The sequence below is a fragment of the Streptomyces sp. CB03238 genome, from assembly GCF_002099185.1.
Lineage (GTDB): Bacteria > Actinomycetota > Actinomycetes > Streptomycetales > Streptomycetaceae > Streptomyces.
In genome coordinates this window covers 296,041-318,437 of record NZ_NBCN01000011.1, presented here as the reverse complement: position 1 = coordinate 318,437, position 22,397 = coordinate 296,041, and the positions used below count along the sequence as shown (strand labels likewise).

At 71.5% G+C, this 22,397-nt stretch carries 26 protein-coding genes, 1 tRNA gene and 1 pseudogene; 20 read left to right on the top strand and 8 right to left on the bottom strand.

Annotated features, from left to right (window positions below):
- Positions 1–323: 323 nt before the first annotated feature.
- From BKD26_RS22580 to BKD26_RS22550, 7 genes are all read left to right on the top strand, one after another.
- On the top strand, positions 324–737 hold the full coding sequence (locus tag BKD26_RS22580; RefSeq protein WP_084901092.1) for a YciI family protein: 414 nt from the start codon (positions 324–326) through the stop codon (positions 735–737).
- A 5-nt stretch (positions 738–742) separates the two neighbouring features.
- Positions 743–2,008 carry a sigma-70 family RNA polymerase sigma factor gene (locus BKD26_RS22575; RefSeq protein ID WP_084901090.1) on the top strand — a complete coding sequence of 422 codons (1,266 nt, stop codon included), beginning with the start codon at positions 743–745 and terminating at the stop codon, positions 2,006–2,008.
- Between the two features lie 35 nt (positions 2,009–2,043).
- A complete protein-coding gene (gene pip / locus BKD26_RS22570; RefSeq protein WP_084901223.1) occupies positions 2,044–3,003 on the top strand; it encodes a prolyl aminopeptidase in 960 nt (319 codons plus the stop codon).
- Positions 3,004–3,063: 60 nt separating this feature from the next.
- The gene (locus BKD26_RS22565; RefSeq protein ID WP_084901087.1) at positions 3,064–3,678 is read left to right on the top strand and encodes an HhH-GPD-type base excision DNA repair protein; all 615 of its coding nucleotides are present in this window, start codon (positions 3,064–3,066) and stop codon (positions 3,676–3,678) included.
- Positions 3,679–3,816: 138 nt separating this feature from the next.
- Entirely contained in the window at positions 3,817–5,355 is a 1,539-nt protein-coding gene (locus tag BKD26_RS22560; protein WP_084901084.1) for a M28 family metallopeptidase, read from the top strand.
- Between the two features lie 163 nt (positions 5,356–5,518).
- Entirely contained in the window at positions 5,519–5,815 is a 297-nt protein-coding gene (locus tag BKD26_RS22555; RefSeq protein WP_003999914.1) for a type II toxin-antitoxin system VapB family antitoxin, read from the top strand.
- A 108-nt stretch (positions 5,816–5,923) separates the two neighbouring features.
- Positions 5,924–6,550, top strand: coding sequence for a LytR C-terminal domain-containing protein (locus tag BKD26_RS22550; RefSeq protein ID WP_084901081.1), 627 nt, complete (start codon positions 5,924–5,926; stop codon positions 6,548–6,550).
- 64 nt (positions 6,551–6,614) lie between these two features.
- Here BKD26_RS22550 and upp read toward each other — a convergent pair whose 3' ends face one another.
- Positions 6,615–7,250, bottom strand: a complete 636-nt coding sequence (gene upp, locus BKD26_RS22545) for a uracil phosphoribosyltransferase (protein ID WP_073756383.1) — start codon at positions 7,248–7,250, stop codon at positions 6,615–6,617.
- A gap of 84 nt (positions 7,251–7,334) precedes the next feature.
- Here upp and BKD26_RS22540 point away from each other — a divergent pair, with 84 nt between their 5' ends.
- From BKD26_RS22540 to BKD26_RS22510, 8 genes are all read left to right on the top strand, one after another.
- Positions 7,335–7,538: a hypothetical protein gene (locus tag BKD26_RS22540; RefSeq protein WP_084901220.1), complete on the top strand. Its 204-nt coding sequence runs from the start codon at positions 7,335–7,337 to the stop codon at positions 7,536–7,538.
- Positions 7,539–7,984: 446 nt separating this feature from the next.
- Positions 7,985–8,515: a hypothetical protein gene (locus BKD26_RS22535; RefSeq protein ID WP_073756384.1), complete on the top strand. Its 531-nt coding sequence runs from the start codon at positions 7,985–7,987 to the stop codon at positions 8,513–8,515.
- 65 nt (positions 8,516–8,580) lie between these two features.
- Positions 8,581–9,009: a tRNA adenosine(34) deaminase TadA gene (gene tadA, locus BKD26_RS22530; protein ID WP_084901077.1), complete on the top strand. Its 429-nt coding sequence runs from the start codon at positions 8,581–8,583 to the stop codon at positions 9,007–9,009.
- An 88-nt stretch (positions 9,010–9,097) separates the two neighbouring features.
- A tRNA-Ser gene (locus BKD26_RS22525) sits at positions 9,098–9,182 on the top strand.
- A gap of 336 nt (positions 9,183–9,518) precedes the next feature.
- A complete protein-coding gene (locus BKD26_RS40440) occupies positions 9,519–9,683 on the top strand; it encodes a hypothetical protein (RefSeq protein WP_179166646.1) in 165 nt (54 codons plus the stop codon).
- A gap of 9 nt (positions 9,684–9,692) precedes the next feature.
- Positions 9,693–9,986, top strand: coding sequence for a Dabb family protein (locus BKD26_RS22520; protein ID WP_084901075.1), 294 nt, complete (start codon positions 9,693–9,695; stop codon positions 9,984–9,986).
- A 212-nt stretch (positions 9,987–10,198) separates the two neighbouring features.
- Positions 10,199–11,005 carry an RNA polymerase sigma factor SigF gene (locus tag BKD26_RS22515; RefSeq protein WP_084901072.1) on the top strand — a complete coding sequence of 269 codons (807 nt, stop codon included), beginning with the start codon at positions 10,199–10,201 and terminating at the stop codon, positions 11,003–11,005.
- A 234-nt stretch (positions 11,006–11,239) separates the two neighbouring features.
- Positions 11,240–12,169: a SigB/SigF/SigG family RNA polymerase sigma factor gene (locus BKD26_RS22510; protein WP_084901068.1), complete on the top strand. Its 930-nt coding sequence runs from the start codon at positions 11,240–11,242 to the stop codon at positions 12,167–12,169.
- A gap of 4 nt (positions 12,170–12,173) precedes the next feature.
- On the opposite strand, the gene BKD26_RS41460 is transcribed toward BKD26_RS22510, so the two are convergent.
- Positions 12,174–12,761, bottom strand: a complete 588-nt coding sequence (locus BKD26_RS41460; protein WP_241518776.1) for a hypothetical protein — start codon at positions 12,759–12,761, stop codon at positions 12,174–12,176.
- Here BKD26_RS41460 and BKD26_RS41455 point away from each other — a divergent pair.
- Positions 12,748–12,954, top strand: coding sequence for a hypothetical protein (locus BKD26_RS41455; protein ID WP_241518775.1), 207 nt, complete (start codon positions 12,748–12,750; stop codon positions 12,952–12,954). The genes BKD26_RS41460 and BKD26_RS41455 overlap by 14 nt on opposite strands.
- Positions 12,955–12,969: 15 nt before the next feature.
- Here BKD26_RS41455 and BKD26_RS22500 read toward each other — a convergent pair whose 3' ends face one another.
- Positions 12,970–13,170 (bottom strand): hypothetical protein, encoded by a 201-nt coding sequence (locus BKD26_RS22500; protein ID WP_084901063.1) that lies wholly within the window; start codon positions 13,168–13,170, stop codon positions 12,970–12,972.
- Between the two features lie 145 nt (positions 13,171–13,315).
- Between BKD26_RS22500 and BKD26_RS22495 the strand changes: the two genes are divergently transcribed.
- The 3 genes from BKD26_RS22495 to BKD26_RS22485 all read left to right on the top strand — a co-directional run bounded on the left by BKD26_RS22495 (position 13,316) and on the right by BKD26_RS22485 (position 17,119).
- Positions 13,316–13,762 carry a MarR family winged helix-turn-helix transcriptional regulator gene (locus BKD26_RS22495; protein ID WP_084901061.1) on the top strand — a complete coding sequence of 149 codons (447 nt, stop codon included), beginning with the start codon at positions 13,316–13,318 and terminating at the stop codon, positions 13,760–13,762.
- 31 nt (positions 13,763–13,793) lie between these two features.
- Complete coding sequence (locus BKD26_RS22490; RefSeq protein ID WP_084901058.1) at positions 13,794–16,187, top strand: MFS transporter; 2,394 nt, start codon at positions 13,794–13,796, stop codon at positions 16,185–16,187.
- 116 nt (positions 16,188–16,303) lie between these two features.
- On the top strand, positions 16,304–17,119 hold the full coding sequence (locus tag BKD26_RS22485; RefSeq protein WP_084901056.1) for a YceI family protein: 816 nt from the start codon (positions 16,304–16,306) through the stop codon (positions 17,117–17,119).
- An 80-nt stretch (positions 17,120–17,199) separates the two neighbouring features.
- Here the strand turns inward: BKD26_RS22485 and BKD26_RS22480 are convergent, their stop codons facing one another.
- The 5 genes and pseudogenes from BKD26_RS22480 to BKD26_RS22460 all read right to left on the bottom strand — a co-directional run bounded on the left by BKD26_RS22480 (position 17,200) and on the right by BKD26_RS22460 (position 21,648).
- A complete protein-coding gene (locus tag BKD26_RS22480) occupies positions 17,200–17,979 on the bottom strand; it encodes a TetR/AcrR family transcriptional regulator (RefSeq protein WP_084901053.1) in 780 nt (259 codons plus the stop codon).
- Between the two features lie 76 nt (positions 17,980–18,055).
- The gene (locus tag BKD26_RS22475; protein WP_084901050.1) at positions 18,056–19,558 is read right to left on the bottom strand and encodes an MFS transporter; all 1,503 of its coding nucleotides are present in this window, start codon (positions 19,556–19,558) and stop codon (positions 18,056–18,058) included.
- 85 nt (positions 19,559–19,643) lie between these two features.
- Positions 19,644–20,351, bottom strand: coding sequence for a response regulator transcription factor (locus BKD26_RS22470; protein WP_084901048.1), 708 nt, complete (start codon positions 20,349–20,351; stop codon positions 19,644–19,646).
- A 166-nt stretch (positions 20,352–20,517) separates the two neighbouring features.
- A pseudogene (locus BKD26_RS22465) lies at positions 20,518–20,778 on the bottom strand (amidohydrolase); the annotation flags it as partial.
- Between the two features lie 9 nt (positions 20,779–20,787).
- Positions 20,788–21,648 (bottom strand): DUF2797 domain-containing protein, encoded by an 861-nt coding sequence (locus tag BKD26_RS22460; protein ID WP_241518787.1) that lies wholly within the window; start codon positions 21,646–21,648, stop codon positions 20,788–20,790.
- 70 nt (positions 21,649–21,718) lie between these two features.
- On the opposite strand from BKD26_RS22460, the gene BKD26_RS22455 reads away from it, so the two are divergent.
- Positions 21,719–22,351 carry a response regulator gene (locus tag BKD26_RS22455; RefSeq protein ID WP_241518774.1) on the top strand — a complete coding sequence of 211 codons (633 nt, stop codon included), beginning with the start codon at positions 21,719–21,721 and terminating at the stop codon, positions 22,349–22,351.
- The last annotated feature ends 46 nt before the right edge of the window (positions 22,352–22,397 follow it).

Sequence of the window (22,397 nt, the reverse complement as noted above, 5' to 3'; positions counted from 1 at the left end):
GTCGGAAAGGTCTGGAAAAAGGTGCTGGAAAAACGAGAGCGGCCGCTGGGGGACGACAACCTCGCACACCACGACCGGCGATGATCGTATGACCGGTGCAGGGGTCGAAGAAGGGGAATTTCCCTCAATTGGGCGCGCCCCGCCTTCCACCCCCCTTCCGCCCGAGCGACAAACACGAGCAAGAGGGGCAGTTGCTCCCCTCACCCCGGGCGTTTCTGTGAGGCTTGTCATCGAGAGCGGCCGCCGCCGGTGTCGAGAACGCGTCGTCGGCTCCGACGTCCCATGTGAACGGCACCCAAGAGGTTCACGAGAGGAACGGCATCATGAAGTACCTGGTGATGGTGCAGGGCTCGCAGGCAGACTACGACGCGATGACCGGCAAGGCCTCCGCGCACAGCCCGGCCTGGAGCGAGAAGGACCTGCAGGCGATGTTCGCCTTCATGCAGGAGATCAACGACGACCTCGCCGAGTCCGGTGAGTTCGTCGACGGCCAGGGGCTCGCCGAGCCGCGCCGTACCCGGCTCGTCAGCCTGGGCGAGGACGGCCGGCCGGTGATCACGGACGGGCCGTACGGGGAGACCAAGGAGCTGCTGGCCGGGTACTGGGTGCTCGACTGCGCGAGCCTCGACCGCGTCACCGAGATCGCGGCGCGCGTCGCCCGCTGCCCGCAGCCCGAGGGCGCGCCCGAGTACCCGGTCGTCATCCGGCCCATCATGGAGGACGGCCCCGGCTGCTGAGCGGCATGAACACCGACGTCGAGGACCTGCTGCGGCACCACGCGCCGCAGGTCCTCGGCGCGCTCGTCCGCCGGTACGGGCACTTCGACGCCGCCGAGGACGCCGTACAGGAAGCCCTCCTCGCGGCCGCCCAGCAGTGGCCCGGCTCCGGGGTCCCGGACAATCCGCGCGGGTGGCTGATCCGGGTGGCGTCGCGCCGGCTCATGGACCAGCTGCGGGCCGACGAGGCGCGGCGCAGGCGCGAGGAGGCGGAGGCCGCGCTGGCGCCCCCGGACGCGTTCACCGCGCCGCCGCCCGGGGAAGGGCGGGCGCCCTCGGAGGACGACACGCTCACGCTGCTGTTCCTGTGCTGCCACCCGCAGCTGACGGCGGCCGCGCAGATCGCGCTGACGCTGCGCGCGGTGGGCGGTCTGACGACGGCCGAGATCGCCCGGGCGCACCTCGTCCCCGAGGCGACCATGGCGCAGCGGATCAGCCGCGCCAAGCAGAAGCTCAAGGGCGTGCCCTTCCGCCCGCCCGGCCCCGAGGACCGGGACCAGCGCCTGGCGGCCGTCCTGCAGGTGCTGTACCTGATCTTCAACGAGGGCTATACGGCGACCTCCGGTCGCGAACTGCACCGCGCCGACCTCGCCCGCGAGGCCATCCGCCTCACCCGCGCGGTGCGCCGCCTGCTGCCCCGGGAGGGCGCCGTGACCGGGCTGCTGGCGCTGATGCTGCTCACCGAGGCCCGCAGCGCGGCCCGCACCGGCCCGCACGGCGAGCTGATCCCGCTCGACGAGCAGGACCGCACCCTCTGGGACCGGGACGCCATCCGGGAGGGCACCGCCCTGGTGGAGGAGGCCCTGGCGGAGGGCCCGGCCGGGGCGTACCAGCTCCAGGCGGCGATCGCCGCGCTGCACGACGAGGCGGCGCGGGCGGAGGACACCGACTGGCCCCAGATCCTGGCGCTGTACGACCTGCTCCTGCGCCGCGCCCCGGAACCCGACCCCATGGCCGAGCTGAGCCGCGTGGTGGCGCTCGCCATGGTGTACGGGCCCGAGGCCGGGCTCGCCGAACTGGCCTCGCTGGAGGCGCGGCTCGCGGACCGGCTCGCGGGCCACCACCGGCCGGCCGCCGTCCGCGCGCACCTGCTGGAACGCTCGGGCGACACCGAGGGCGCCCTGTCCGCCTACCGCACGGCCGCCGCGCACACCCTCAGCGACCCCGAGGCCCGCTACCTGCGGATGCGGGCGGCCCGCCTGCGGGGCCAGGACGCGGAGCCGTCGCCGTGAACAACCCGCCGCTGTCCCTCCCGGGCGGTTGCCCGATGTATCCGCAGAGCGAGCCGTACGAGCAGGGCATGCTCGACGTCGGTGACGGCAATCTCGTCCACTGGCAGGTCCACGGGAACCCGGCCGGCACCCCCGCCCTCGTCGTGCACGGCGGCCCCGGCTCGGGCTGCCGTCCCGGGGCCGTGCGGCTGTTCGACCCGGCCCGCTACCGGGTCGTCCTGTTCGACCAGCGCGGGTGCGGCCGCAGCACGCCGCACGCGAGCGACCCGGCCACCGACATGGGCGTCAACACTACCGGCCACCTGATCGCCGACATGGAGCGGCTGCGGGAGCACCTCGGCGTGGACAGCTGGCTGCTCTTCGGCGGGTCGTGGGGTTCGACGCTGATCCTGGCGTACGCCCAGCGTCACCCGGAGCGCGTGGCCCGGATCCTGATCTCGGCGGTCACGACCACCCGCCGCTCCGAGATCGCCTGGCTGTACGAGGGGGTGGGCCGGTTCTTCCCCGAGGCATGGGCGCGGTTCCGGGACGGGGCGGGGCCGGGCGCGGGGGAGACGGCGGCCGGTCTGGTCGGGGCGTACGCGCGGCTCGCCGCTCACCCCGACGCCGCCGTACGGGAGCGGGCGACGGCCGACTGGTGCGCGTGGGAGGACGCGGTGGTGTCCCTGGAGGGCGGCGGGGCACCGTACGGCGGCCGCCCCGAGGCCGCCCGCCTCGCCCTCGTACGGATCTGTACGCACTACTTCTCGCACGGCGCCTGGCTGGAGGAGGGCGCCCTGCTGCGTGGCGCCCACCGGCTGGCGGGCATCCCGGGCGTGCTCGTGCACGGGCGGCTCGACCTGGGCGGGCCGCTGTGCACGGCGTGGGAGCTGAGCCGGGCCTGGCCGGACGCGGAGCTGATCGTGGTCGACGAGGCGGGGCACCTGGGGACGGAGGCCACCCGAGGGCACCTGCTGGCGGCGCTGGAGCGGTTCGCCGGGGAGGGCGCCGGATAAAGGGGACGCCCCGGACACCCCCACCGTGCGACGGGCCACCACCGGAGCGATCATCGACTCATGACCACCACGATCCATCTCGCCCAGCAACCCGAGGCCGACGAGCTGCTGGGCCGCAGTCCGCTCGCCGCGCTCGTCGGCATGCTCCTCGACCAGCAGGTCCCCATGGAATGGGCGTTCTCGGGCCCGTACACGATCGCCCAGCGCATGGGCGCCGACGATCTCGACGCGCACGAGATCGCGGCGTACGACCCGGAGGACTTCGTCGCCCTGCTGTCCGCCAAGCCGGCCGTGCACCGCTACCCCGGCTCGATGGCCAAGCGGGTGCAGCAGCTGTGCCACTACCTGGTGGACGAGTACGGCGGTGACGCGAGCGCCGTCTGGTCGGACGCCGCCACCGGCAAGGAGCTGCTCGACCGGCTCCTCGCGCTGCCCGGGTTCGGCAAGCAGAAGGCGCAGATCTTCCTGGCGCTGCTGGGCAAGCAGTACGGCGTACGGCCCGAGGGCTGGCGGGAGGCGGCGGGCGCGTACGGCGAGGAGGGCTCGTACCGTTCGGCCGCCGACATCACCGGGCCGGAGTCGCTCGCCAAGGTGCGTGCGTACAAGCAGGAGGCCAAGCGCGCCGCCAAGACCGCCAAATCGGCCAGGGGGACAGGACCTTCGGCGGCGGAGTGACACGTTCCGTCGCCAAACGTACGGAATATGCCGTGAGTTGTGGCACATCTGTTCCCAGGAGCGTGGGAGATCGCTAGCTTCCCTTCAACCTCGTTCACACCGGGAAGGACCTCTGTGACCTCATCCCCTCGCAGAGCCGTGGCCACCCTGGCCGCAGCCGCACTCGCGACCCCGCTCATGCTGGCTTCCGCATCCCCCGCTTCCGCCGGTGACCCCGGCAAGGAGGCGGCCAAGGACGCCGCGAAACTCTCCAAGAAGCTGGTCCGGGAGGCGTCCGCCGAGGACGCCCACAAGCACCTGGAGAAGTTCCAGCAGATAGCCGACTCGGCCGGTGGCCACCGGGCGGCCGGCTCGCTCGGACACGACGCCTCGGCCGCGTACGTGTACCAGCAGCTGAAGAAGGCCGGTTACCAGGTCTCGTACCAGAAGTTCGACTTCATCTACACCCAGACCCAGGCGGAGAAGCTCTCGGTCGTTTCGCCGTCGCCGCGTGACATCACCATCGGGGCGATGACGTACACCAAGTCGACGCCCGTCGGCGGGGTCAAGGCCGCCCTCGCCGCCGTCCCGGCCCCCGCGGACGACGCGACGCCCGGCTGCGAGGCCGCCGACTACGCGTCCGGCACCTTCACCGGCAAGATCGCCCTGATCAAGCGCGGCGGCTGCACCTTCGCCGCCAAGCAGGCCGAGGCCGCCGCCGCGGGCGCGATCGGCGCGATCGTCTACAACAACGTCCCCGGCTCGCTCGGCGGCACCCTCGGCGACCCGGCGGCCGGCAAGATACCGACCGGCGGCATATCCCAGGCCGATGGCCAGCAGCTCGTCGCCGACCTCGCCAAGGGCCCGGTCGAGGTGAACCTCGAGATTCGCCAGCTCCAGGAGAAGCGGTCCACCAACAACGTCATCGCGGAGACCGCGCGCGGCAACGCCGCCAACACCGTGATGCTCGGCTCGCACCTCGACTCGGTGACCGCCGGCCCCGGCATCAACGACAACGGCTCCGGCTCGGCCGGTCTGCTCGAAGTCGCCCTGGACCTCGCCAAGTCCAAGCAGAAGCCCACGAACAAGGTGCGCTTCGCCTGGTGGTCGGCGGAGGAGGTCGGCCTGCTCGGCTCCGAGCACTACGTCGACACCCTCAGCGAGCTCGACCGCAAGGAGATCAAGCTCTACCTGAACTTCGACATGATCGCCTCGCCGAACTACGGCCTGTTCGTGTACGACGGTGACAACTCCGACGGCGTCGGCGCGCCCGCCGGCCCGGCCGGTTCCGCCCAGCTCGAGCGCGACATCAACGAGTTCATGGACAAGCAGGGCCGGCCGCACGAGGGCACCGACTTCACCGGCCGCTCCGACTACGGCCCGTTCATCGCGGTCGGCATCCCGTCCGGCGGCACGTTCACCGGCGCGGAGGGCCTGAAGACCGCCAAGCAGGCGGAGAAGTTCGGCGGCACGGCGGGGGTCGCGTACGACGCGTGCTACCACGCCAAGTGCGACGACATCAAGAACATCGACATGACGGCGTTCGACGCCAACATCGACGTCATCGCCAACGCCGTGGGCGTCTACGCCCACGACCTCAGCTCGCTGCGCAAGCCGGTCGTCACCGTCCCCACGGACGGCGACGCGGGCAGCGGCGGCGGCCTGCACGACGGCCACGACCACGACGTGACCGAGTAGGACCCGGGGCAGAACCAGGGCAGACCCAGGGGGCGCGCCGCGGGATCACCTCCGCGGCGCGCCGTCCCGGTCTCCGGACCGTCCCGGTTTCCACAGGTTTCGTCGGCATTCGACTGGCGCCGCGTGGCTGCGCCGGGAGCCGCTCGCCCGGTAGGCTTTCCGTGTGATCTTCAAGCGCATCGGTAACGGGCGGCCGTATCCCGACCACGGCCGGGAAAGCACCCGGCAGTGGGCGGATGTCGCGCCGCGCCCGGTCCGCCTCGATCAGCTCGTGACCACCAAGGGTCAGCTGGACCTGGAGACGCTCCTCGCCGAGGACTCGACGTTCTACGGCGACCTCTTCGCGCACGTCGTGAAGTGGCAGGGCGACCTCTACCTCGAGGACGGACTGCACCGCGCCGTGCGCGCGGCCCTGCAGCAGCGGCAGGTGCTGCACGCCCGCGTGCTCGAACTCGACTGATCAGCCGGGGACGGGGATGTCAGCCTTTCGGGCCCTTTCCCACCCGTCCGGCCCCCATCGGCTGATCGTTTAGTAGGCATAGTCACCGGGCCGCATTACGCTGCGCCCATGAGCATGCTCACTCCCCCCGGCATGGGCGGAAAGTACCGCATTACGGGTGACGCCTACCCGCGCATGCGCCGCCCCCGACGCCGTCGCCGGATCGTGGTCTCGGCCCTCGTCGCAGTGGTCGCCCTCGGCCTGGCCGGCTGGGGAACACTGCAGCTCATCGATGTCTTCGGCGGGGGCGGCACCGACAGCCGCGCGAAGACCGCGGCCGGCCCGGGCTGCAAGCCCCGCAAGAACCCCGTGACGCCGGTCCACGTGCCCCTCAAGCCCGGCCAGATCACGGTGAACGTCTACAACGCGACCCCGCGCGCGGGCCTCGCCAAGACGACCGCCGACGAGCTGAAGAAGCGCGGCTTCGCCATCGGCAAGGTGGGCAACGCCCCGGCCGCGTACGACAAGAAGGTCCCGGGCCCCGGCATGCTGCTCGGCGCCACCGGAGCGGGCGAGAGCGCCTTCCCCGTCCTCCGTACGCAGCTGAAGGGCGCCACGCTCAAGATGGACGCCCGTGCGACGGCGGACGTGGACCTGATCATCGGTACGGCCTTCAAAAGCCTCACACCGCCGAAGGACGCGACCGCGGCCCTGGCCGCCCTGGCCAAGCCCGCGCCCGCGCCCTCTGCTTGCTAGCGGGCTCGTTCGCCTCCGGGACGCCCAGGCGTGCGTCGACGGTCGACCGTGCCGAGAGGCGCCCTTAGTCGGCCGTTCCGTACATCCGGTCGCCCGCGTCGCCCAGGCCCGGGACGATGTAGCCGTGCTCGTTGAGGCGCTCGTCGACCGAGGCCGTGACGACCGTGACCGGCGTGCCCGCCAGCTCGCGCTCCATGACCTCGACGCCCTCGGGTGCCGCCAGCAGCACGACCGCCGTCACGTCGTCCGCGCCGCGCTTGATCAGCTCCTGGATGGCGGCGACCAGCGTGCCGCCCGTGGCCAGCATCGGGTCCAGGACGTACACCTGGCGCCCGGAGAGGTCCTCCGGCATCCGGGTGGCGTACGTGGACGCCTCCAGCGTCTCCTCGTTGCGGATCATGCCCAGGAAGCCCACCTCGGCGGTCGGCAGCAGCCGCACCATGCCGTCCAGCATGCCCAGGCCGGCCCGCAGGATCGGCACCACCAGCGGCTTCGGGCTCGACAGCTTGACGCCGGTCGTCCGGGTGACCGGGGTGTCGAGGTCGACCTGCTCGGTGCGCACGTCCCGGGTGGCCTCGTACGCGAGCAGGGTGACCAGCTCGTCGGCGAGCCGCCGGAAGGTCGGGGAGTCGGTGCGCCTGTCGCGCAGCGTGGTGAGTTTGTGCGCCACCAGCGGGTGGTCGACGACGTGGATCCGCATGTCCTCAACAGTAGCCCGCACTGGCATCAACCCCCGCCGCGGAGGGAAGGTGGGGTGGACGGACCCAGCCTGGGGGTGGTCGCGATGCCGGAAGCGGAAGATCCGGAGCGGGAGCAGGACGACCGGGCGCCGGACCGCCAGGAGAGCGACGCCGAGCGCAGGCGGCGCCGCGCCCAGTTCCTGCGCGAGCTGAACGAGGCGAAAGCGCTGCGCGACCGCGTCCAGCCGCGTCGCGCGAGAGCCGCGAGGATGCGCCAGGCGATGCGCATGCGCACGTTCCGCTGGTGACCCCGGGGTCCGAGCGGGTCGCGTGCCGCCCGCCGCCGCCCACCGCTCGCGTGCCGCCCCCCGCCGCCGCCCACCGCTCGCGCGGCGCGCCCCTCGCCCCACCGCCCCACCCCGCCTGCCACCCGCCGGACCTGCGCCCGGCCGACCGTCGACCGCCGGGCGGCGCGGGGGCGGACGCCCCGGGGGCGACGCGGCGGTTCGGTGGGGTGGCGGTGGGGGGCCGAGAGCCGTCAGGGGGCGATCCGGGGGCGTCCCTTCCGCGATTCGGGAGCGATCCCGCGGCGATCCGCTGGTGACACGGACCGGGGATCGGACTCAGACTGGTGCACGACGCAAGAGCGGAACACCTCTCCTGAGGGCCTCGCATCTGCCACGATGCCGAGTGGGCGGGGCATTCAGGAGCGTGCCGCCCGATCGTCACACCTCTGATCAGTGGGAGAGTCACGGTGTACTTCGCCGCACTGCTCGCGCGCACCGAAGACGGGTGGGAAGCGAGCGACACAGAGCTCGACGATGTGGAGACCTTGTCGGATCTGACCGAGCTGGCCCGTGATGCCTCGGTGGACGACGACACAGTGATCGTCTTCATCGAGCAGGAGGACGCATGGTTCGGCATCGTCCGCGTGGAGGGTGAGGACGACCCTCGTATCTACGTCTCCGACGGAGCGGCCGCCGCCCGCTCCTCCTACGGGGAGATCCTCACCAAGGAACTGCTGGGCGACGACCAGGAGGACGACGGCCCCGACCTGGACGCGCTGGACCTCGACGGCACCGAGGACGGGGAGCCGGTCGAGGACGACGACGAGGAGGAATCGGCGGTGACGGCCGAGGCCGTGCCCGCGGAGCCGGTCGGCGACCGGCTGGTCCTGGCCGACCTGGGCCTGTCCGAGAAGGAGCTGCTGGCGCTCGACACCGACGCGCTGTCCGAGATCGCGGACGCGCTCGGCGCCGCGGAGGTGCTGGAGGCCGTCCGCTAGTGCACCCCGCACCGACACCCGCGCCCACCACTCCCGACCCCGTCCGGGAGCCATGGCGGGCGGCGATGCGCCGCGCCATGGAGGAGGCCGAGCGAGCTGCGCGGGCCGGCGACGTGCCGGTCGGCGCGGTCGTTCTGTCCCCGGACGGCCGCGTGCTCGCCACCGGTCACAACGAACGCGAGGTGACCGGCGATCCGACGGCGCACGCCGAAGTGCTGGCGCTGCGCCGGGCGGCCGAGGCGGTCGGGGAGTGGCGGCTGACGGGCTGCACTCTGGTCGTCACGCTGGAACCGTGCGTGATGTGCGCGGGTGCGCTCGTGCAGTCCCGGGTGGACCGGCTGGTGTTCGGGGCACTGGACGAGAAGGCGGGCGCGGTGGGCTCGCTGTGGGATCTCGTACGGGACAGGCGGCTCAACCACCGGCCCGAGGTGATCCAGGGAGTGCTGGCGGAGGAGTGCGCGGCGCTCCTCACGCGGTTCTTCCGCGACCGCTGAGGTGTGCTGACGAGTCCGTCGCCGCAGCCGTGGACCGCCGCTGATTCGGATTTCTTCGTAGCGGCACCTTTGGGCTAAGCTCTCTCTCGGTAGCGTGTCCGAGCGGCCGAAGGAGCTCGCCTCGAAAGCGAGTGTGGCGCAAGTCACCGAGGGTTCAAATCCCTCCGCTACCGCTCTTGTGTGAAGGGCCCCGACGCATCGCGTCGGGGCCCTTCACGTACCGGGGAGCGGCATCGGGGGGACAAGCCGCTCCCCCATGAGAACCGGTCCCGCAAGCCCGAGCCGCTCTCGGGGGGAAGCGCGCGGCACGGGCTCCGCAGTGGGGGCCGGTTCACTCGCCCCGCGGATTCCTGCCAGGTCCGCCGGGCTCACCATCCATGCTCCCGCGCCTCCCGCCCGGGCGGGACCGGCAAAAGGCCCGGATGGGAGGGGCCTTGGTCCTTGGAGGCTCGGTTAGACTCACCCGACCGCCCAGGGGATCGCAGGGGAGAGACGGGGAGACAGGGTCGATGGTGCAGGCCAAGAAGATCACGCTGTACGTGGTCGTCGTCTTCGTGCTGTACACGATCATCAACTCCCCCGAGCGTGCCGCCGACCTCGTACAGGTAGGGTTCGAGGGCATTTCGAGCGCCGCGCAGGGCGTCGGCGACTTCATGACCGAGCTCGTCAATTAGGAGTCCCCTGTGATCCGCCACCTGGTCCTCTTCAAGCTCAACGACGGAGTGCGGCGCGACGAGCCGCGTGTCGTCGAGGCCGTGAAGGCGTTCGAGGCGCTCGGCGGCGTCGTCCCGGAGCTGGAGTTCTGGGAGTGCGCCTGGAACATCACCGACCGGGACATCGCGTACGACTTCGCCATCAACTCGGCGGTCGCGGACAAGGACGCGCTGAAGCGGTACATCGAGCACCCGGCCCACCAGGCCGCCGCCGGCCAGTGGCGCGAGTTCGCCACATGGGTGATCGCCGACTACGAGTTCTGATCCCGTACACCACGGCGAAGCCCCGCACCCCACCGGTGCGGGGCTTTTCGCCGTGCGTACGTCGACAACACGACGTTATCAGGTGCTTGCACACAGTGGACATGTCTTGTGATGCTATGACCGCTTTTGACGGATGAGTTGACCGTAATTGACCGCGAGATCGACCGCGAAGGGGTGGCGTGAACGTGCCGGCCAGTACGACGCCTCAACAGGTGCCGCCCCAGAACGAGTCGGAGGCCCGCACCAAGGCACAGGGGCGGGCGGCCGACACCCGAGCGCTCACCCAGGTCCTGTTCGGCCAGCTCAAGACGCTGGAGCCGGGCACTCCGGAACACTCCCGGGTGCGCGGGGCGCTCATCGAGGCGAACCTGCCGCTGGTGCGGTACGCCGCAGCCCGCTTCCGGTCCCGCAACGAACCCATGGAGGACGTCGTCCAGGTCGGCACGATCGGGTTGATCAACGCGATCGACCGGTTCGACCCGGACCGGGGGGTGCAGTTCCCCACGTTCGCGATGCCGACCGTCGTCGGCGAGATCAAGCGGTACTTCCGCGACAACGTCCGCACCGTCCACGTACCGCGCCGGCTGCACGAGCTGTGGGTGCAGGTCAACGGCGCCACGGAGGACCTGACGACGGCTCACGGCAGATCGCCGACGACCGCCGAGATCGCCGAGCGGCTGAAGATCTCCGAGGACGAGGTGCTCTCCTGCATCGAGGCGGGCCGCTCGTACCACGCCACCTCCCTGGAGGCCGCCCAGGAGGGCGACGGGATGCCGGGGCTGCTGGACCGGCTCGGCTACGAGGACCCGGCACTGGCCGGGGTGGAACACCGGGATCTCGTACGGCATCTGCTGGTGCAGCTCCCCGAGAGGGAGCAGCGGATCCTGATGCTGCGCTACTACAGCAATCTGACCCAGTCGCAGATCAGCCAGGAACTGGGCGTCTCCCAGATGCATGTGTCAAGGCTCCTGGCACGGAGCTTCGCCCGCCTGAGATCCGCAAATCGAATCGATGCGTAACCTGATCGGGTAGACCCGTTCAGCCCTGGATCGAGCGGCCCAAAGGCCTCACACCCCCTGTTTCCTGTGCATTTTTGCGGCATTCTTGTCGACAAGTCACTACAGCGTGTTGCCGACATGTGACATTCTGCTGGAACCGCGTTTGCCGCAGTCTCGGCTCCGGTATTCAGGTGGAGGCTGCGTTCCTCCGATGGTCGCGGCCCACGCGACCGTCCGCGACCTCAAGGGGGTGGCATGTCCGCAGAACAGGGCAGCTCGAAGGTGCTCACGCTCACGCCCGTGCCGGCGTCCGTGCCCGTGTCCGTGCCGGATTCCCTGCCGGAGTCCGTACCGGCGCCCGTGCCCGTACCCGCGCAGAGCGGTCCCGCAACGGCTCCCGACACCACGTCGGAGGCCCTCGACACCCGCACTCTGTCCCGCTCCCTGTTCCTGCGGCTCGCCGCCCTGGACGCCGAAGGCGTGGACGGCCCGGAGCGCACCTACGTCCGCGACACGCTGATCGAGCTGAACCTGCCCCTCGTGCGGTACGCGGCCGCCCGCTTCCGCTCGCGCAACGAGCCGATGGAGGACATCGTCCAGGTCGGCACCATCGGCCTGATCAAGGCGATCGACCGGTTCGACTGCGAACGGGGCGTGGAGTTCCCGACCTTCGCGATGCCGACGGTCGTCGGTGAGATCAAGCGGTTCTTCCGCGACACCTCGTGGTCGGTGCGCGTACCGCGCCGCCTCCAGGAGCTGCGCCTGGCCCTCACCAAGGCGAGCGACGAGCTGGCTCAGAAGCTCGACCGCTCGCCGACCGTCCCCGAACTCGCCGCCGTGCTGGGCGTGTCGGAGGACGACGTGGTCGACGGCCTCGCGGTCGGCAACGCCTACACGGCGTCGTCGCTGGACTCCCCCTCCCCCGAGGACGACGGCGGCGAGGGCTCGCTGGCGGACCGGCTCGGGTACGAGGACAGCGCCCTGGAGGGCGTGGAGTACCGCGAGTCACTCAAGCCGCTCCTCGCCAAACTCCCGCCCCGCGAGCGGCAGATCATCATGCTGCGGTTCTTCGCCAACATGACGCAGTCGCAGATCGGCGAGGAGGTCGGCATCTCCCAGATGCACGTCTCGCGACTGCTGACGAGGACGCTCGCGCAGCTGCGGGAAGGGCTCATCTCCGACTGAGGCTTTATAACTGACGGTACGTCAGCCACACTGGCGCGATGACGCGTCGACTTGGGCTGGTGGCGGTGGCGCTCTGCTTGGGCGGGGCGCTGACCGCGTGTGGCAACGGCGCCGGGGAAGGCCGCGTGGCGACCGGGGCGGTCGGCCGCCCCGGCGGCTCGGGACCGGTCCCGCCGTCGGGCGAGGTCGTGCTCGTACCGCTGGACGGCGGTGGATCGTCCGGTACGGGGACGAGGGCGCCCTCGGGGTCCTCCGTACCGCCGTCGGGCGTACCGCCGAAGCCGTCGAGCGCGACGCATCCGTCACGGCCGCCGTCGGCCGAACCGTCCCGGTCGTCGGGGGCGTCCTCGGGGGCGTCCTCATCGGCGCCCACGCGGCCGCACAGGCCCGGTGCCGCCCCGTCCACGCCCACGACGCCCACACCCGCGCCCACACCGGCGCCGCCGCAGCCGGCCCCTGGAACCACTCCGCCGGCCGGCCCCGCCGCCCTGACCGTCGGCGCACCGCTCCGCGCGCCCACGGACCGGCGCTGGTGCGAGAAGGTGACGGTGGAGTTCCACAACTCCGGCGGCTCACCAGTGCGTTCCGGCACCGTCACCTTCGCGACGCACATCATCGGGGCGCTCGGCGTCGACTGGGCCACCATCGAGTCGGCCCAGCCGCTGCCCCTGCCGATCGCGGCGGGCGCGGTGCGGAGACAGACGTACACGGTCTGCGTGGACGCCTGGCGGGTGCCGCTGGGCATGCGCATCGAGACCCAGGACGTCACCGCGTCCTGGGCGTGAGCGAAGAAGGAACGGTCAGCCGAGGGCGAGCCAGGCGACCGCGGCGACGATCACGACGACCGCGACCACGCCGGCGATCAGGCCGACCCGCGGCCCAGACTGGGCCGCCACCTGCGGCTGCCGCCGCGGCGTGCCCTCGTCGACGAAGGCGCGGAACATCTGCGTGCTGCCCGCCGGGTCGTAGTTGCCGTCCGGGCCCTGGGGGTTGTGTGCCATGGGGCAGGACCCTAGCGAACCTGGCCCCGCCACCCAACCCTCGCCTTGCTTTGCCAGACCTTTAGACGCCTTCGCCCCTTTTAGTTTGCCTGTAGCAACCATCCTTGTCTATGGTTGCCCTAAGCAACAAGATGTGGGGGTGCCCATGGCCGAGCGAAGTCAGTACGAAGAGCTGGCCCGGCAGCTGAGCGCCATCGGCGCCGTCAAGCGCGGACTCTCCCGAGCCCTGCCCGCCGAGTGCCCGGGCGGATCGGCGGCCGTGCTGTCCCTCCTCGCCCACCACGGCGACATGCGGATGAGCCGGCTCGCCGAGCTGCTCGCCGTCGACATGTCGGTCACCAGCCGTCATGTCGCGCACGTCGTGGAGCGCGGCTGGATCGAGCGGCTGCCCGACCCGGACGACAGGCGCTCCCGCATCCTGCGGCTGACCCCGGCGGGCCAGGACATGCTCCATGACCTCGGCCGCCGGAGCGCGGACATGTTCGCCCGCACCCTCAAGGACTGGTCCGACGACGACGTCGGACAGCTGACCGCACTGCTCGCCCGCCTCCGGGACTCCTTCGGAGACTGCCGGGCCCACGCCCGTACGTAAGCCCACGCCCGTACGTAACTAAAGGAAGTACATGGCTACGACCACACCAGCCGGTGTGCGGGGCGGCCACGCCAAGACCCGTGACGGTGGCGGCGCGCCGATGACGCACCGGCAGATCATGGAGGCGCTCTCCGGGCTGCTGCTCGGCATGTTCGTCGCCATCCTGTCCTCGACGATCGTCTCCAACGCCCTTCCCGAGATCATCACCGACCTCGGCGGCGGCCAGAGCGCCTACACCTGGGTCGTGACCGCCTCGCTGCTCGCGATGACGGCGACCACCCCGCTGTGGGGCAAACTCGCGGACCTCTTCTCCAAGAAGCTGCTGGTCCAGATATCCCTGGTCATCTACGTGCTGGGCTCGGTCGTCGCCGGCCTCTCCCAGAACGCCGGCATGCTCATCGCCTGCCGCGTCGTCCAGGGCATCGGCGTCGGCGGTCTGTCCGCCCTCGCGCAGATCGTGATGGCCGCGATGATCTCCCCGCGCGAGCGCGGCCGCTACAGCGGCTACCTCGGCGCCACGTTCGCCGTCGCCACCGTCGGCGGCCCGCTGCTCGGCGGCGTCATCACCGACACCGACTGGCTCGGCTGGCGCTGGTGCTTCTACGTCGGCGTGCCCTTCGCCGTCATCGCGCTGATCGTGCTCCAGAAGACTTTGAAGCTGCCGGTCGTGAAGCGGCAGGTCAAGGTCGACTGGTCGGGCGCCTTCTTCATCAGCGCGGCTGTCTCGCTGCTGCTGGTGTGGGTCACCTTCGCCGGTGACAAGTACGACTGGGCGTCGTGGCAGACGTACACCATGGTCGGCGGCTCGGTCGTCCTCGGTGCGCTGTTCCTGCTCGTCGAGTCGAGGGCGAGCGAACCGATCATCCCGCTGCGGCTGTTCCGCAACCGGACCATCACGCTCGCCTCGATCGCGTCGCTCTTCGTCGGTGTGGCGATGTTCGCCGGCACGGTCTTCTTCAGCCAGTACTTCCAGCTGGCGCGCGACAAGTCGCCGACGATGTCGGGCGTCATGACCATTCCGATGATCGCCGGCCTGTTCCTGTCCTCCACGGTCAGCGGCCAGGTCATCACCAAGACGGGCCGCTGGAAGGCGTGGCTGGTCAGCGGTGGTGTGCTGGTGACAGCGGGCCTCGGGCTGCTGGGCACCATCCGGTACGACACGGAGTACTGGCACATCGCGGTCTTCATGGCCGTCATGGGCCTGGGCATCGGCATGATGATGCAGAACCTCGTGCTGTGCACCCAGAACCAGGTCGAGCCCTCGGACCTCGGTGCGGCGTCGTCCGTCGTCACCTTCTTCCGGTCCCTCGGCGGTGCCATCGGCGTCTCGGCGCTGGGCGCGGTCATGGCCAACCGGGTCACCCACTACGTGCAGGACGGCCTCGCCGACCTGGGCCCGCAGGGCGCGGCGCTGGGCCACGGCGGTACGGGCGGCGGGGGCATCCCCGACCTGGACGCACTGCCGGCTCCGTTCCGTACGGTCATGGAGACGGCGTACGGACACGGTGTGGCCGACGTGTTCCTCTACTCCGCCCCCTTCGCCCTGCTCGCCTTCCTCGTGACGCTGTTCATCAAGGAGGTCGCGCTGAAGAGCAACGCGAAGCCGGAGCCGGAGCCTGCCCCGGCTCCTGAGACGCCCGTCGTCGTGGCGGCCACGCACGACACCCCCGTCCACGGCACCGTCCGCACCGCGGAGGGCACGCCCGTCGCCCGGGCGGCGGTCACGCTGATCTCGCTGGGCGGGCGGCAGCTGGGCCGCGCGGTCGCCCAGGCCGACGGCGCGTACACGCTGGACGCGCCGGGCCCGGGCTCGTACGTCCTGATCGCCTCGGCCGACGGCTTCCAGCCGCAGGCGTCCACGGTCGTCGTGGCGGAGGAGGCACTGGCGTACGACATCCTCCTCTCCGGTACGAGTGGGCTCGTCGGCGCCGTGAAGGCCGCCGAGGGCGGGGAGCCCGTCGAGGGCGCGATGGTGATCGTCACGGATGTGCGCGGCGATGTGCTCGCCACCGGCAAGTCCACCCAGGACGGCACCTTCGCCTTCGCCGAGCTGGTGCCGGGCGCCGTGACCGTCGCGGTGAACGCCGACGGCTACCGGCCGCTCGCCCTCCCGGTCGAGATCGGCGGCCAGGGCGTGACCCGGGTGGAGGCGCTGCTCCGGTCCGGGGCGCGGCTCCAGGGCACGGTACGCGCCGGGGCGGACCACCGCCCGCTGGCGGACGCGCGGGTGACGCTCGTCGACGCGGCCGGGAACGTGGTCGCGACGGCGACGACCGGCGAGGACGGCGCGTACGGGTTCGCCGACCTCGACGCGGGCGAGTACACGGTCATCGCGACCGGCTACCCGCCGGTGGCCGGTGCCCTGACCGTGGCCGGGCGCGGAGTCGACGGCCACGACATCGAGCTGGCCCACCCCGGCGAGTAGGCGCAGGTTCGAAGACCCCCGGCCGCGCGTCGAGCGGAGGCGCGGCCGGGCACAGGGGCGGCAGGCAGGGGACGGCCTGCCGCCCCTTCTTCCGGAGCAAGAGGAGAGGTACGGGAATGGCACTGCACGCACAGGTACGCACCCGCGACGGCTGGGCCGTCCAGCACGCCGTGGTGACCGTGACCGACATGACCGGCGCGCAGGTGCTGCGGGCCGGCGCCGACGCCGAGGGAGCCGTCGTCGCGGACGCGCCGCTCGCGCCCGGCCCGTACACGGTGATCGTGACGGCGGTCGGGTACGCCCCGGCCGCGTCCACCGCGCTGGTGACCGCGAGCGGGCGGGCCGAGGTCGGCACGGTCGTCCTGGCGCGGGCGGGCGGCGTGGAACTCCCGCCGCCGGGCGCCTGGTCGCTGGACGCGGCGCACTCGTCCGTGGGCGCGGTCGCGCAGCACCTGGGCATCTCCAGCGTGCACGGCCGGTTCACCGACTTCGGCGGCCGGATCGAGATCTCCCCCGATCTCGGAGCCTCGCGTGTGGACGCGGTGATCTCGGCGACGTCCATCGACACGGGCAACGCGCTGCGCGACAAGCACCTGAAGTCGCCCGACTTCCTGGACGTCGACACGTACCCGGAGATCACCTACCGCGGCCACGGCCTCAGCCCCGTGGGCCCCGACCGCTGGACCGTGCACGGCGCCCTGTCCCTCCACGGCGTCGTCCGTGACGTCGATCTCGACCTCACGTACCTCGGCACGGGGCCGGATCCGTGGGGCGGGGTGCGCGCGGCGTTCCGGGCGACGGCGGAGCTGCGCCGGGAGGACTTCGCCATGAACTACAACCAGGTGGTCCAGGCGGGCATCTCGGCGATCGGCACGACGCTGCGGGTGGAGCTCGACATCCAGGCGGTGCAGGGGGAGCTTCCGCAGGCCTAGGGACAGGCCTAGGGACAGGCCTAGGGACAGGCCTAGGGACAGGCCTAGGGACAGGCCTAGGGACAGGCCTAGGGACAGGCCTAGGGACAGGCCTGGGTCATCGCCTCGATGCCGGCGACCAGGAGCTTCAGCCCGAAGTCGAAGTCGCGTTCGCGCATCTCCTCCACCGTGTCGCCGCCGCGGGCCTCCATCAGCTCCGTGGCGCGCCGGAAGTCCTTCTCGTACCCGGGCTGTTCGTAGATCGTGGCCATCGCCTCACGGAAGTACTCGTCCTGGCTCATGCCCGCGCTCGCGCACCGCTGCATGAACTGGCCCTCGATGGTGCCGAAGCCGTACACGAACTGGAAGACCGCCTGCGTCGCGCCCGTCTGGGCGTGCGCGGGCAGGCCCGTGCTGCCGATGACCTGCTGGACGCAGAGCGCGAACGCCATCGCGTGCGGGCCGATGTTGAGGAACCGGCCGATCAGCGGGGACACCCACGGGTGGCGGACCAGCAGGGAGCGGTAGCCGACGGCTAGCGCGCGGAGCCGGTCGCGCCAGTCGTCGCCGTCGGCGGCCGGCTCGGGGAGGTCCAGCTCCCCGAGGACCGCGTCGATCGCCAGCTCCAGCAGGTCGTCCTTGGTGTCGACGTACCAGTAGACCGACATCGCGGTGACGTTCAGCTCCGCCGCGAGCCGCCGCATGGAGAACTTGGCCAGCCCCTCGGCGTCCAGCAGCCGGACCGCCGCCGCGGTGATGCGTTCCCGGTCGAGGCCGGAGGGCTGCTCCGCCTTGCGGCCCGCAGACCGCGCGGCCTTGCCGCCCTCCAGCCACACGCTCGCGCGGGCCGGGTGCTTCGCGCGGTCGGCTGCCGACACCATGGGCGTTCCTCCTCGTTCCTGGCCCCCGATGCTATGCCCGCCGCTGCCAGGCCCGCCGCTGCCAGGCCCGCCGCTGCTACGCCCGCCGCCCTTCCGCGCGCCGCAGCAGCACCGCCGCCAGCAGGCCGCCGGCCAGCACCGCCACCGCGCCGACCAGCTGGCTGGTCTCCAGCCCGGTGGCGAACGCGTCGGCGATCCGGGCCTTCTCGGCCGGCCCGTCGGCCGCCGCGAGCGCGGCGGGCAGGGAGGCGGCCGATACGGAGACGAGCGCGGCGAACCGGGAGTTGAGGACGGCGCCGAGGACGGCGACACCCAGCCCGTTGCCGAACTCGGCGAGCGTGCCGTTGATGCCGGCGCCGACGCCCGCCTTCTCCGGCGGGATCGCGCTCATGATGGCGTTGGCCATGGCGGGCATGGACAGCGCGACGCCCGCGCCCATGACGACCAGCCCGAGGAGCATGCCGCCGTACCCGTGCACCCCGCCCAGGACGGCGATCGCGGCGAGGCCGGCGGCGACCAGCGCCATGCCGATGGCGATGGTCCAGGGCGTACCCAGCTTGGGCAGCAGCCGCGCGCCGACGCCGGTGAGGTTGAGTACGACGACGGTGAGGGCGAGCGGCGCCGTACGCAGACCCGCGTCGAGCGGCCCGTACCCGAGCACGAACTGCAGGTGCTGGGTGAGCAGGAACAGCGAGCCGGTCATGCCGAAGGCGACCAGGATGGCGCCGGCGACGGCGCCGACGAACCGCTGGTTGCGGAAAAAGTGCATGTCCAGCATGGGGTACGAGGTGTGCAGCTCCCACACGGCGAAGCCGGCGAGGACGACCACGCCGATCGCGGCGGAGACGAGGACCTGGCCGGACGTCCAGCCGTGGTCGGGGCCGGAGATGATCGCGTAGACGACCGCCGTCATGCCGATCGTGGACAGTACGGCACCGAGGAGGTCGGGCCGGTCCCCCTGCTTGTGCTTGGACTCGGGTACGAGGGCGGTGACGGCGGCGAGGCCGAGGACCGCGACCGGGATGTTGATCAGGAAGATCGCGCCCCACCAGAAGTGGTCGAGCACGAACCCGCCGAGCAGCGGCCCGGCCGCGAAGCCGAGCGAGCTGACCGTGGACCACAGGGCGATGGCCTTGACGCGCTCGGTCTCGTCGAAGACCTGGACGACGACCGCGAGGGTCGTGGTCATCAGCAGCGCCCCGCCGACGCCCATGCCCGCGCGGGCGGCGATCAACTGGGCGGAGGACTGGGCGAGTCCGGCGGCCAGCGAGCCGATGCCGAACAGCGCGAGACCGGTGAGCAGCATCTTCTTGCGGCCGTAGCGGTCGGCGGCGTTGCCGGCGGTGAGGAGCAGTCCGGACTGGACGAGCGAGTAGGCGTTGATCATCCACTGGATGTCGGCGGTGGAGGCGTCGAGCTCCTTGGTGAGGGACGGGATCGCGACGCTGAGGACGGTGTTGTCGAGCAGCACGGTCAGCTGGGCGAGGCAGATCACGCCGAGGATCAGCCAGCGCTGCGGGTGGCCGCCGGGGGTGGCGGCGGTGGGCTTCTGGTCGTTCCCGGCGGTGGTCGCCGTCATGGGAGTGGGCTCCTTGTACGGTGTAAAGGGCAGGTCCCGTACACCGTACAAGTGGAAGCCATACGCCGTATAACGTTTTTCGGGCCTACGCCGCCGGCTTGATCAGATACCCCGCGCCCCGCCGGGTGTGGATCATCGGCGCCCGCCCGGCGTCGATCTTCTTCCGCAGGTACGAGATGTACAGCTCGACCACGTTGGCCCGCCCGCCGAAGTCGTAGCTCCACACCCAGTCGAGGATCTGCGCCTTGCTGAGCACCCGCCGGGGGTTGCGCATGAGGAACCGCAGCAGCTCGAACTCGGTGGCGGTCAGATGGATCCCCCGCCCGCCCCGCGACACCTCGTGGCTGTCCTCGTCGAGGATCAGATCTCCGACGACCAGCACGGAGTCACCCCGCCCCGCCGCGGCCGGGGACCGCCGGATCAGCCCGCGCAGCCGCGCCACGACCTCCTCCAGGCTGAACGGCTTGGTGACGTAGTCGTCCCCGCCCGCCGTCAGCCCCGCGATCCGGTCCTCGACCGCGTCCTTCGCCGTCAGGAACAGCACCGGCACGCCGGCCAGTTCGCGCCGCAGCCTGCTGAGCACCGCCGGCCCGTCCCCGGCCATGTCGGGCAGCATCACGTCCAGCACGACGGCATCCGGCCGGAACTCCCGCGCCGAACGCACCGCCCCCGGGCCGTCCCCGGCACTGCGCACCTCCCACCCCTCGTACCGCAGGGCCATGGACAACAGCTCGGCGAGCGAGTCCTCGTCGTCCACGACGAGGACACGGACGGCACTTCCGCAGACGGTCATGCTCCGACGCTGCCGGACACCGCTGAGAGGAGCCTTTCCGCTCTCTGTGAATCCCCTAAGAGTGCACCGGGAACAGCCGGGCCCCGTTCCAGTGACAAACCCCCCGCAACCAGTCCTCCCCCAGCTCGAGCCGCTCCAGCGCCTCCAGTTGGTGCAGGTACCCGTACGCCCACCCGTTGAGCCACTCCGCCATCCCGGCCTTGTGCGGATAGACCATCGACGTGAAGCCCACGACCCCGAACTCCCGCAGCAGCTCGACCCGCCGGTCCTCCTCCTCGCGGTACGTGATGGGCCACTCCGTCCCGGTCAGCGGCCCGACCGGGTCGAAGTACGCCCACACCTTCCGCAGCACACGCTCCGGCATGAAAGGCGTGTGCACGTCCACGAGCCCCAGAACCCCCTTACGAGTTGACCGCTCATGCGGCATACCCTCCTCTTAGAAAAGCCCGCCCTGCACCCCTGGCGGCAGAACGGTGACGGGCACGGTCGTCCCCTCCCCACTCCCGCCGACGGCGACCAGCTCCCACCCGGTGATCAACCGCGTATCCAGCACGAGCGCCCGCCCGTCGGGGGCCTGGAGGTGAAGATCCGGCCCGGCCGCGGCCATGAGCGTCCCCTCCACACACCCGCCGTCCACCAGCTCGGTGACCACCCCGTCGATCCGGTCGACCCGCCCCAGCCCAAAGGCCTCCGCCTGGTCCACGACCCGTGGTTCCAGCCGCTCCAGCGTCTCCGCCCACCCGGGCACCGCCACGGCCCGCCGGTACAGCGCCGCCACCTCCGCCGCCCGCTCCCACTCCCCCGGCAACCCCACGCGCGCGACACGCTTCGCGGCGTACGGGATCCGGTCGGGCACCCCCAGCGCCGTACCGAGCACCTCCTCGGTCCGCCGCGCGGCCATCAGCGCCCCGCGCCCCAGCCAGCTGTACGCCACGGCCCCCTGCTCCAGCAGCCGCGCGTCCCCGCGCTCCTCCGCCGTGATCCCGACCTTGACCATGCCGGCCCCGAACCACGCGAGGTACACCCGGTACACCCTGGGATCGTCCGCCACCCCATCCGCCGCCACGGACCCCACCCGGTCCCACCGCGCACACTCCGCACACCGCCCCCCAGTACTGCGCCCACCCACGACGGCCCCCACCGGACACGCGTTCCCCCGCGCCCCGACACACCCCCGCGCCCCCACCACCCGGAACCCGATCACCCGCCCATACCCCAACACGCTCCTCCGCCCGCCCTCCCACACGAGCACGGGCGCACCGCCCGTCCACCTCAGCCCCACACATCGCCACGCCACCACGGCGGCACCGTACCCCGACTGCCTTGAACGGCTGCGCCACACGCGTACCACCCACGATGATGTGGACGTGTCCGAAGCCCTGTGGATCAAGATCATCGGCACCGTCCCGGCCGTGCTGTGGGTGGCCTTCGCCGCCACCGTCTACATGACCTTGCGCGGGACGATCGTCGAACGCATGGTTCCCCGATTAACCGCCGTACGCGCCATGGGCATCGAAATCGAGCTCGCCGCCGAACTGCTCGACCGCGCCCAGGACGAGAGCGAGTCTCCCGTCACACCGCACGCCAGACGCACCGCTCTGGGCCGGCTGGAGCACGCCGCCGACCTGCTGTCCGACGGCCGGATCCTCTGGGTCGACGACCACCCCGAGGGCAACGCCCCGCTCATGGAGCTCTTCCGCACGGCCGGCATGCACATCGATCCGGCCCGCTCCACCGAGGAGGCCGCTCCCCTCCTGCGCCGCCGGTCGTACGACGTCGTCATCAGCGACATGGAACGGCACGGCGACCCTCAGGCCGGAACCACACTGCTGCGCCTCCTGGAGCAGTACGGCGTCCGCACCCCCGTACTGATCTACACGGGGAACTGGAACCCGGAACGCGGTGTCGACCGCCGGATCTTCGCGGCCACGACAGCGCCGGTCGAGCTGGTCCACTACGTGATCGACCTGATGGAGAGGTCACGCCTCGGCACCCTGTGACGCGGCCGCCGGCAACGCGAGAGGCCCCGGATCTCTCCGGGGCCTC

Coding starts and splice junctions, on each gene's coding strand:
- BKD26_RS40440 (WP_179166646.1), top strand. CDS start 9,519: ATGGTGCAGGCCAAGAAGATCACGCTGTACGTGGTCGTCGTCTTCGTG.
- BKD26_RS22575 (WP_084901090.1), top strand. CDS start 743: ATGAACACCGACGTCGAGGACCTGCTGCGGCACCACGCGCCGCAGGTC.
- BKD26_RS22470 (WP_084901048.1), bottom strand. CDS start 20,351: ATGACCGTCTGCGGAAGTGCCGTCCGTGTCCTCGTCGTGGACGACGAG.
- BKD26_RS22540 (WP_084901220.1), top strand. CDS start 7,335: ATGCCGGAAGCGGAAGATCCGGAGCGGGAGCAGGACGACCGGGCGCCG.
- BKD26_RS22475 (WP_084901050.1), bottom strand. CDS start 19,558: ATGACGGCGACCACCGCCGGGAACGACCAGAAGCCCACCGCCGCCACC.
- BKD26_RS22490 (WP_084901058.1), top strand. CDS start 13,794: ATGGCTACGACCACACCAGCCGGTGTGCGGGGCGGCCACGCCAAGACC.
- upp (WP_073756383.1), bottom strand. CDS start 7,250: ATGCGGATCCACGTCGTCGACCACCCGCTGGTGGCGCACAAACTCACC.
- BKD26_RS22510 (WP_084901068.1), top strand. CDS start 11,240: ATGTCCGCAGAACAGGGCAGCTCGAAGGTGCTCACGCTCACGCCCGTG.
- pip (WP_084901223.1), top strand. CDS start 2,044: ATGTATCCGCAGAGCGAGCCGTACGAGCAGGGCATGCTCGACGTCGGT.
- BKD26_RS22480 (WP_084901053.1), bottom strand. CDS start 17,979: ATGGTGTCGGCAGCCGACCGCGCGAAGCACCCGGCCCGCGCGAGCGTG.
- BKD26_RS22550 (WP_084901081.1), top strand. CDS start 5,924: ATGAGCATGCTCACTCCCCCCGGCATGGGCGGAAAGTACCGCATTACG.
- BKD26_RS22565 (WP_084901087.1), top strand. CDS start 3,064: ATGACCACCACGATCCATCTCGCCCAGCAACCCGAGGCCGACGAGCTG.
- BKD26_RS22580 (WP_084901092.1), top strand. CDS start 324: ATGAAGTACCTGGTGATGGTGCAGGGCTCGCAGGCAGACTACGACGCG.
- BKD26_RS22495 (WP_084901061.1), top strand. CDS start 13,316: ATGGCCGAGCGAAGTCAGTACGAAGAGCTGGCCCGGCAGCTGAGCGCC.
- tadA (WP_084901077.1), top strand. CDS start 8,581: ATGCGCCGCGCCATGGAGGAGGCCGAGCGAGCTGCGCGGGCCGGCGAC.
- BKD26_RS22485 (WP_084901056.1), top strand. CDS start 16,304: ATGGCACTGCACGCACAGGTACGCACCCGCGACGGCTGGGCCGTCCAG.
- BKD26_RS22500 (WP_084901063.1), bottom strand. CDS start 13,170: ATGGCACACAACCCCCAGGGCCCGGACGGCAACTACGACCCGGCGGGC.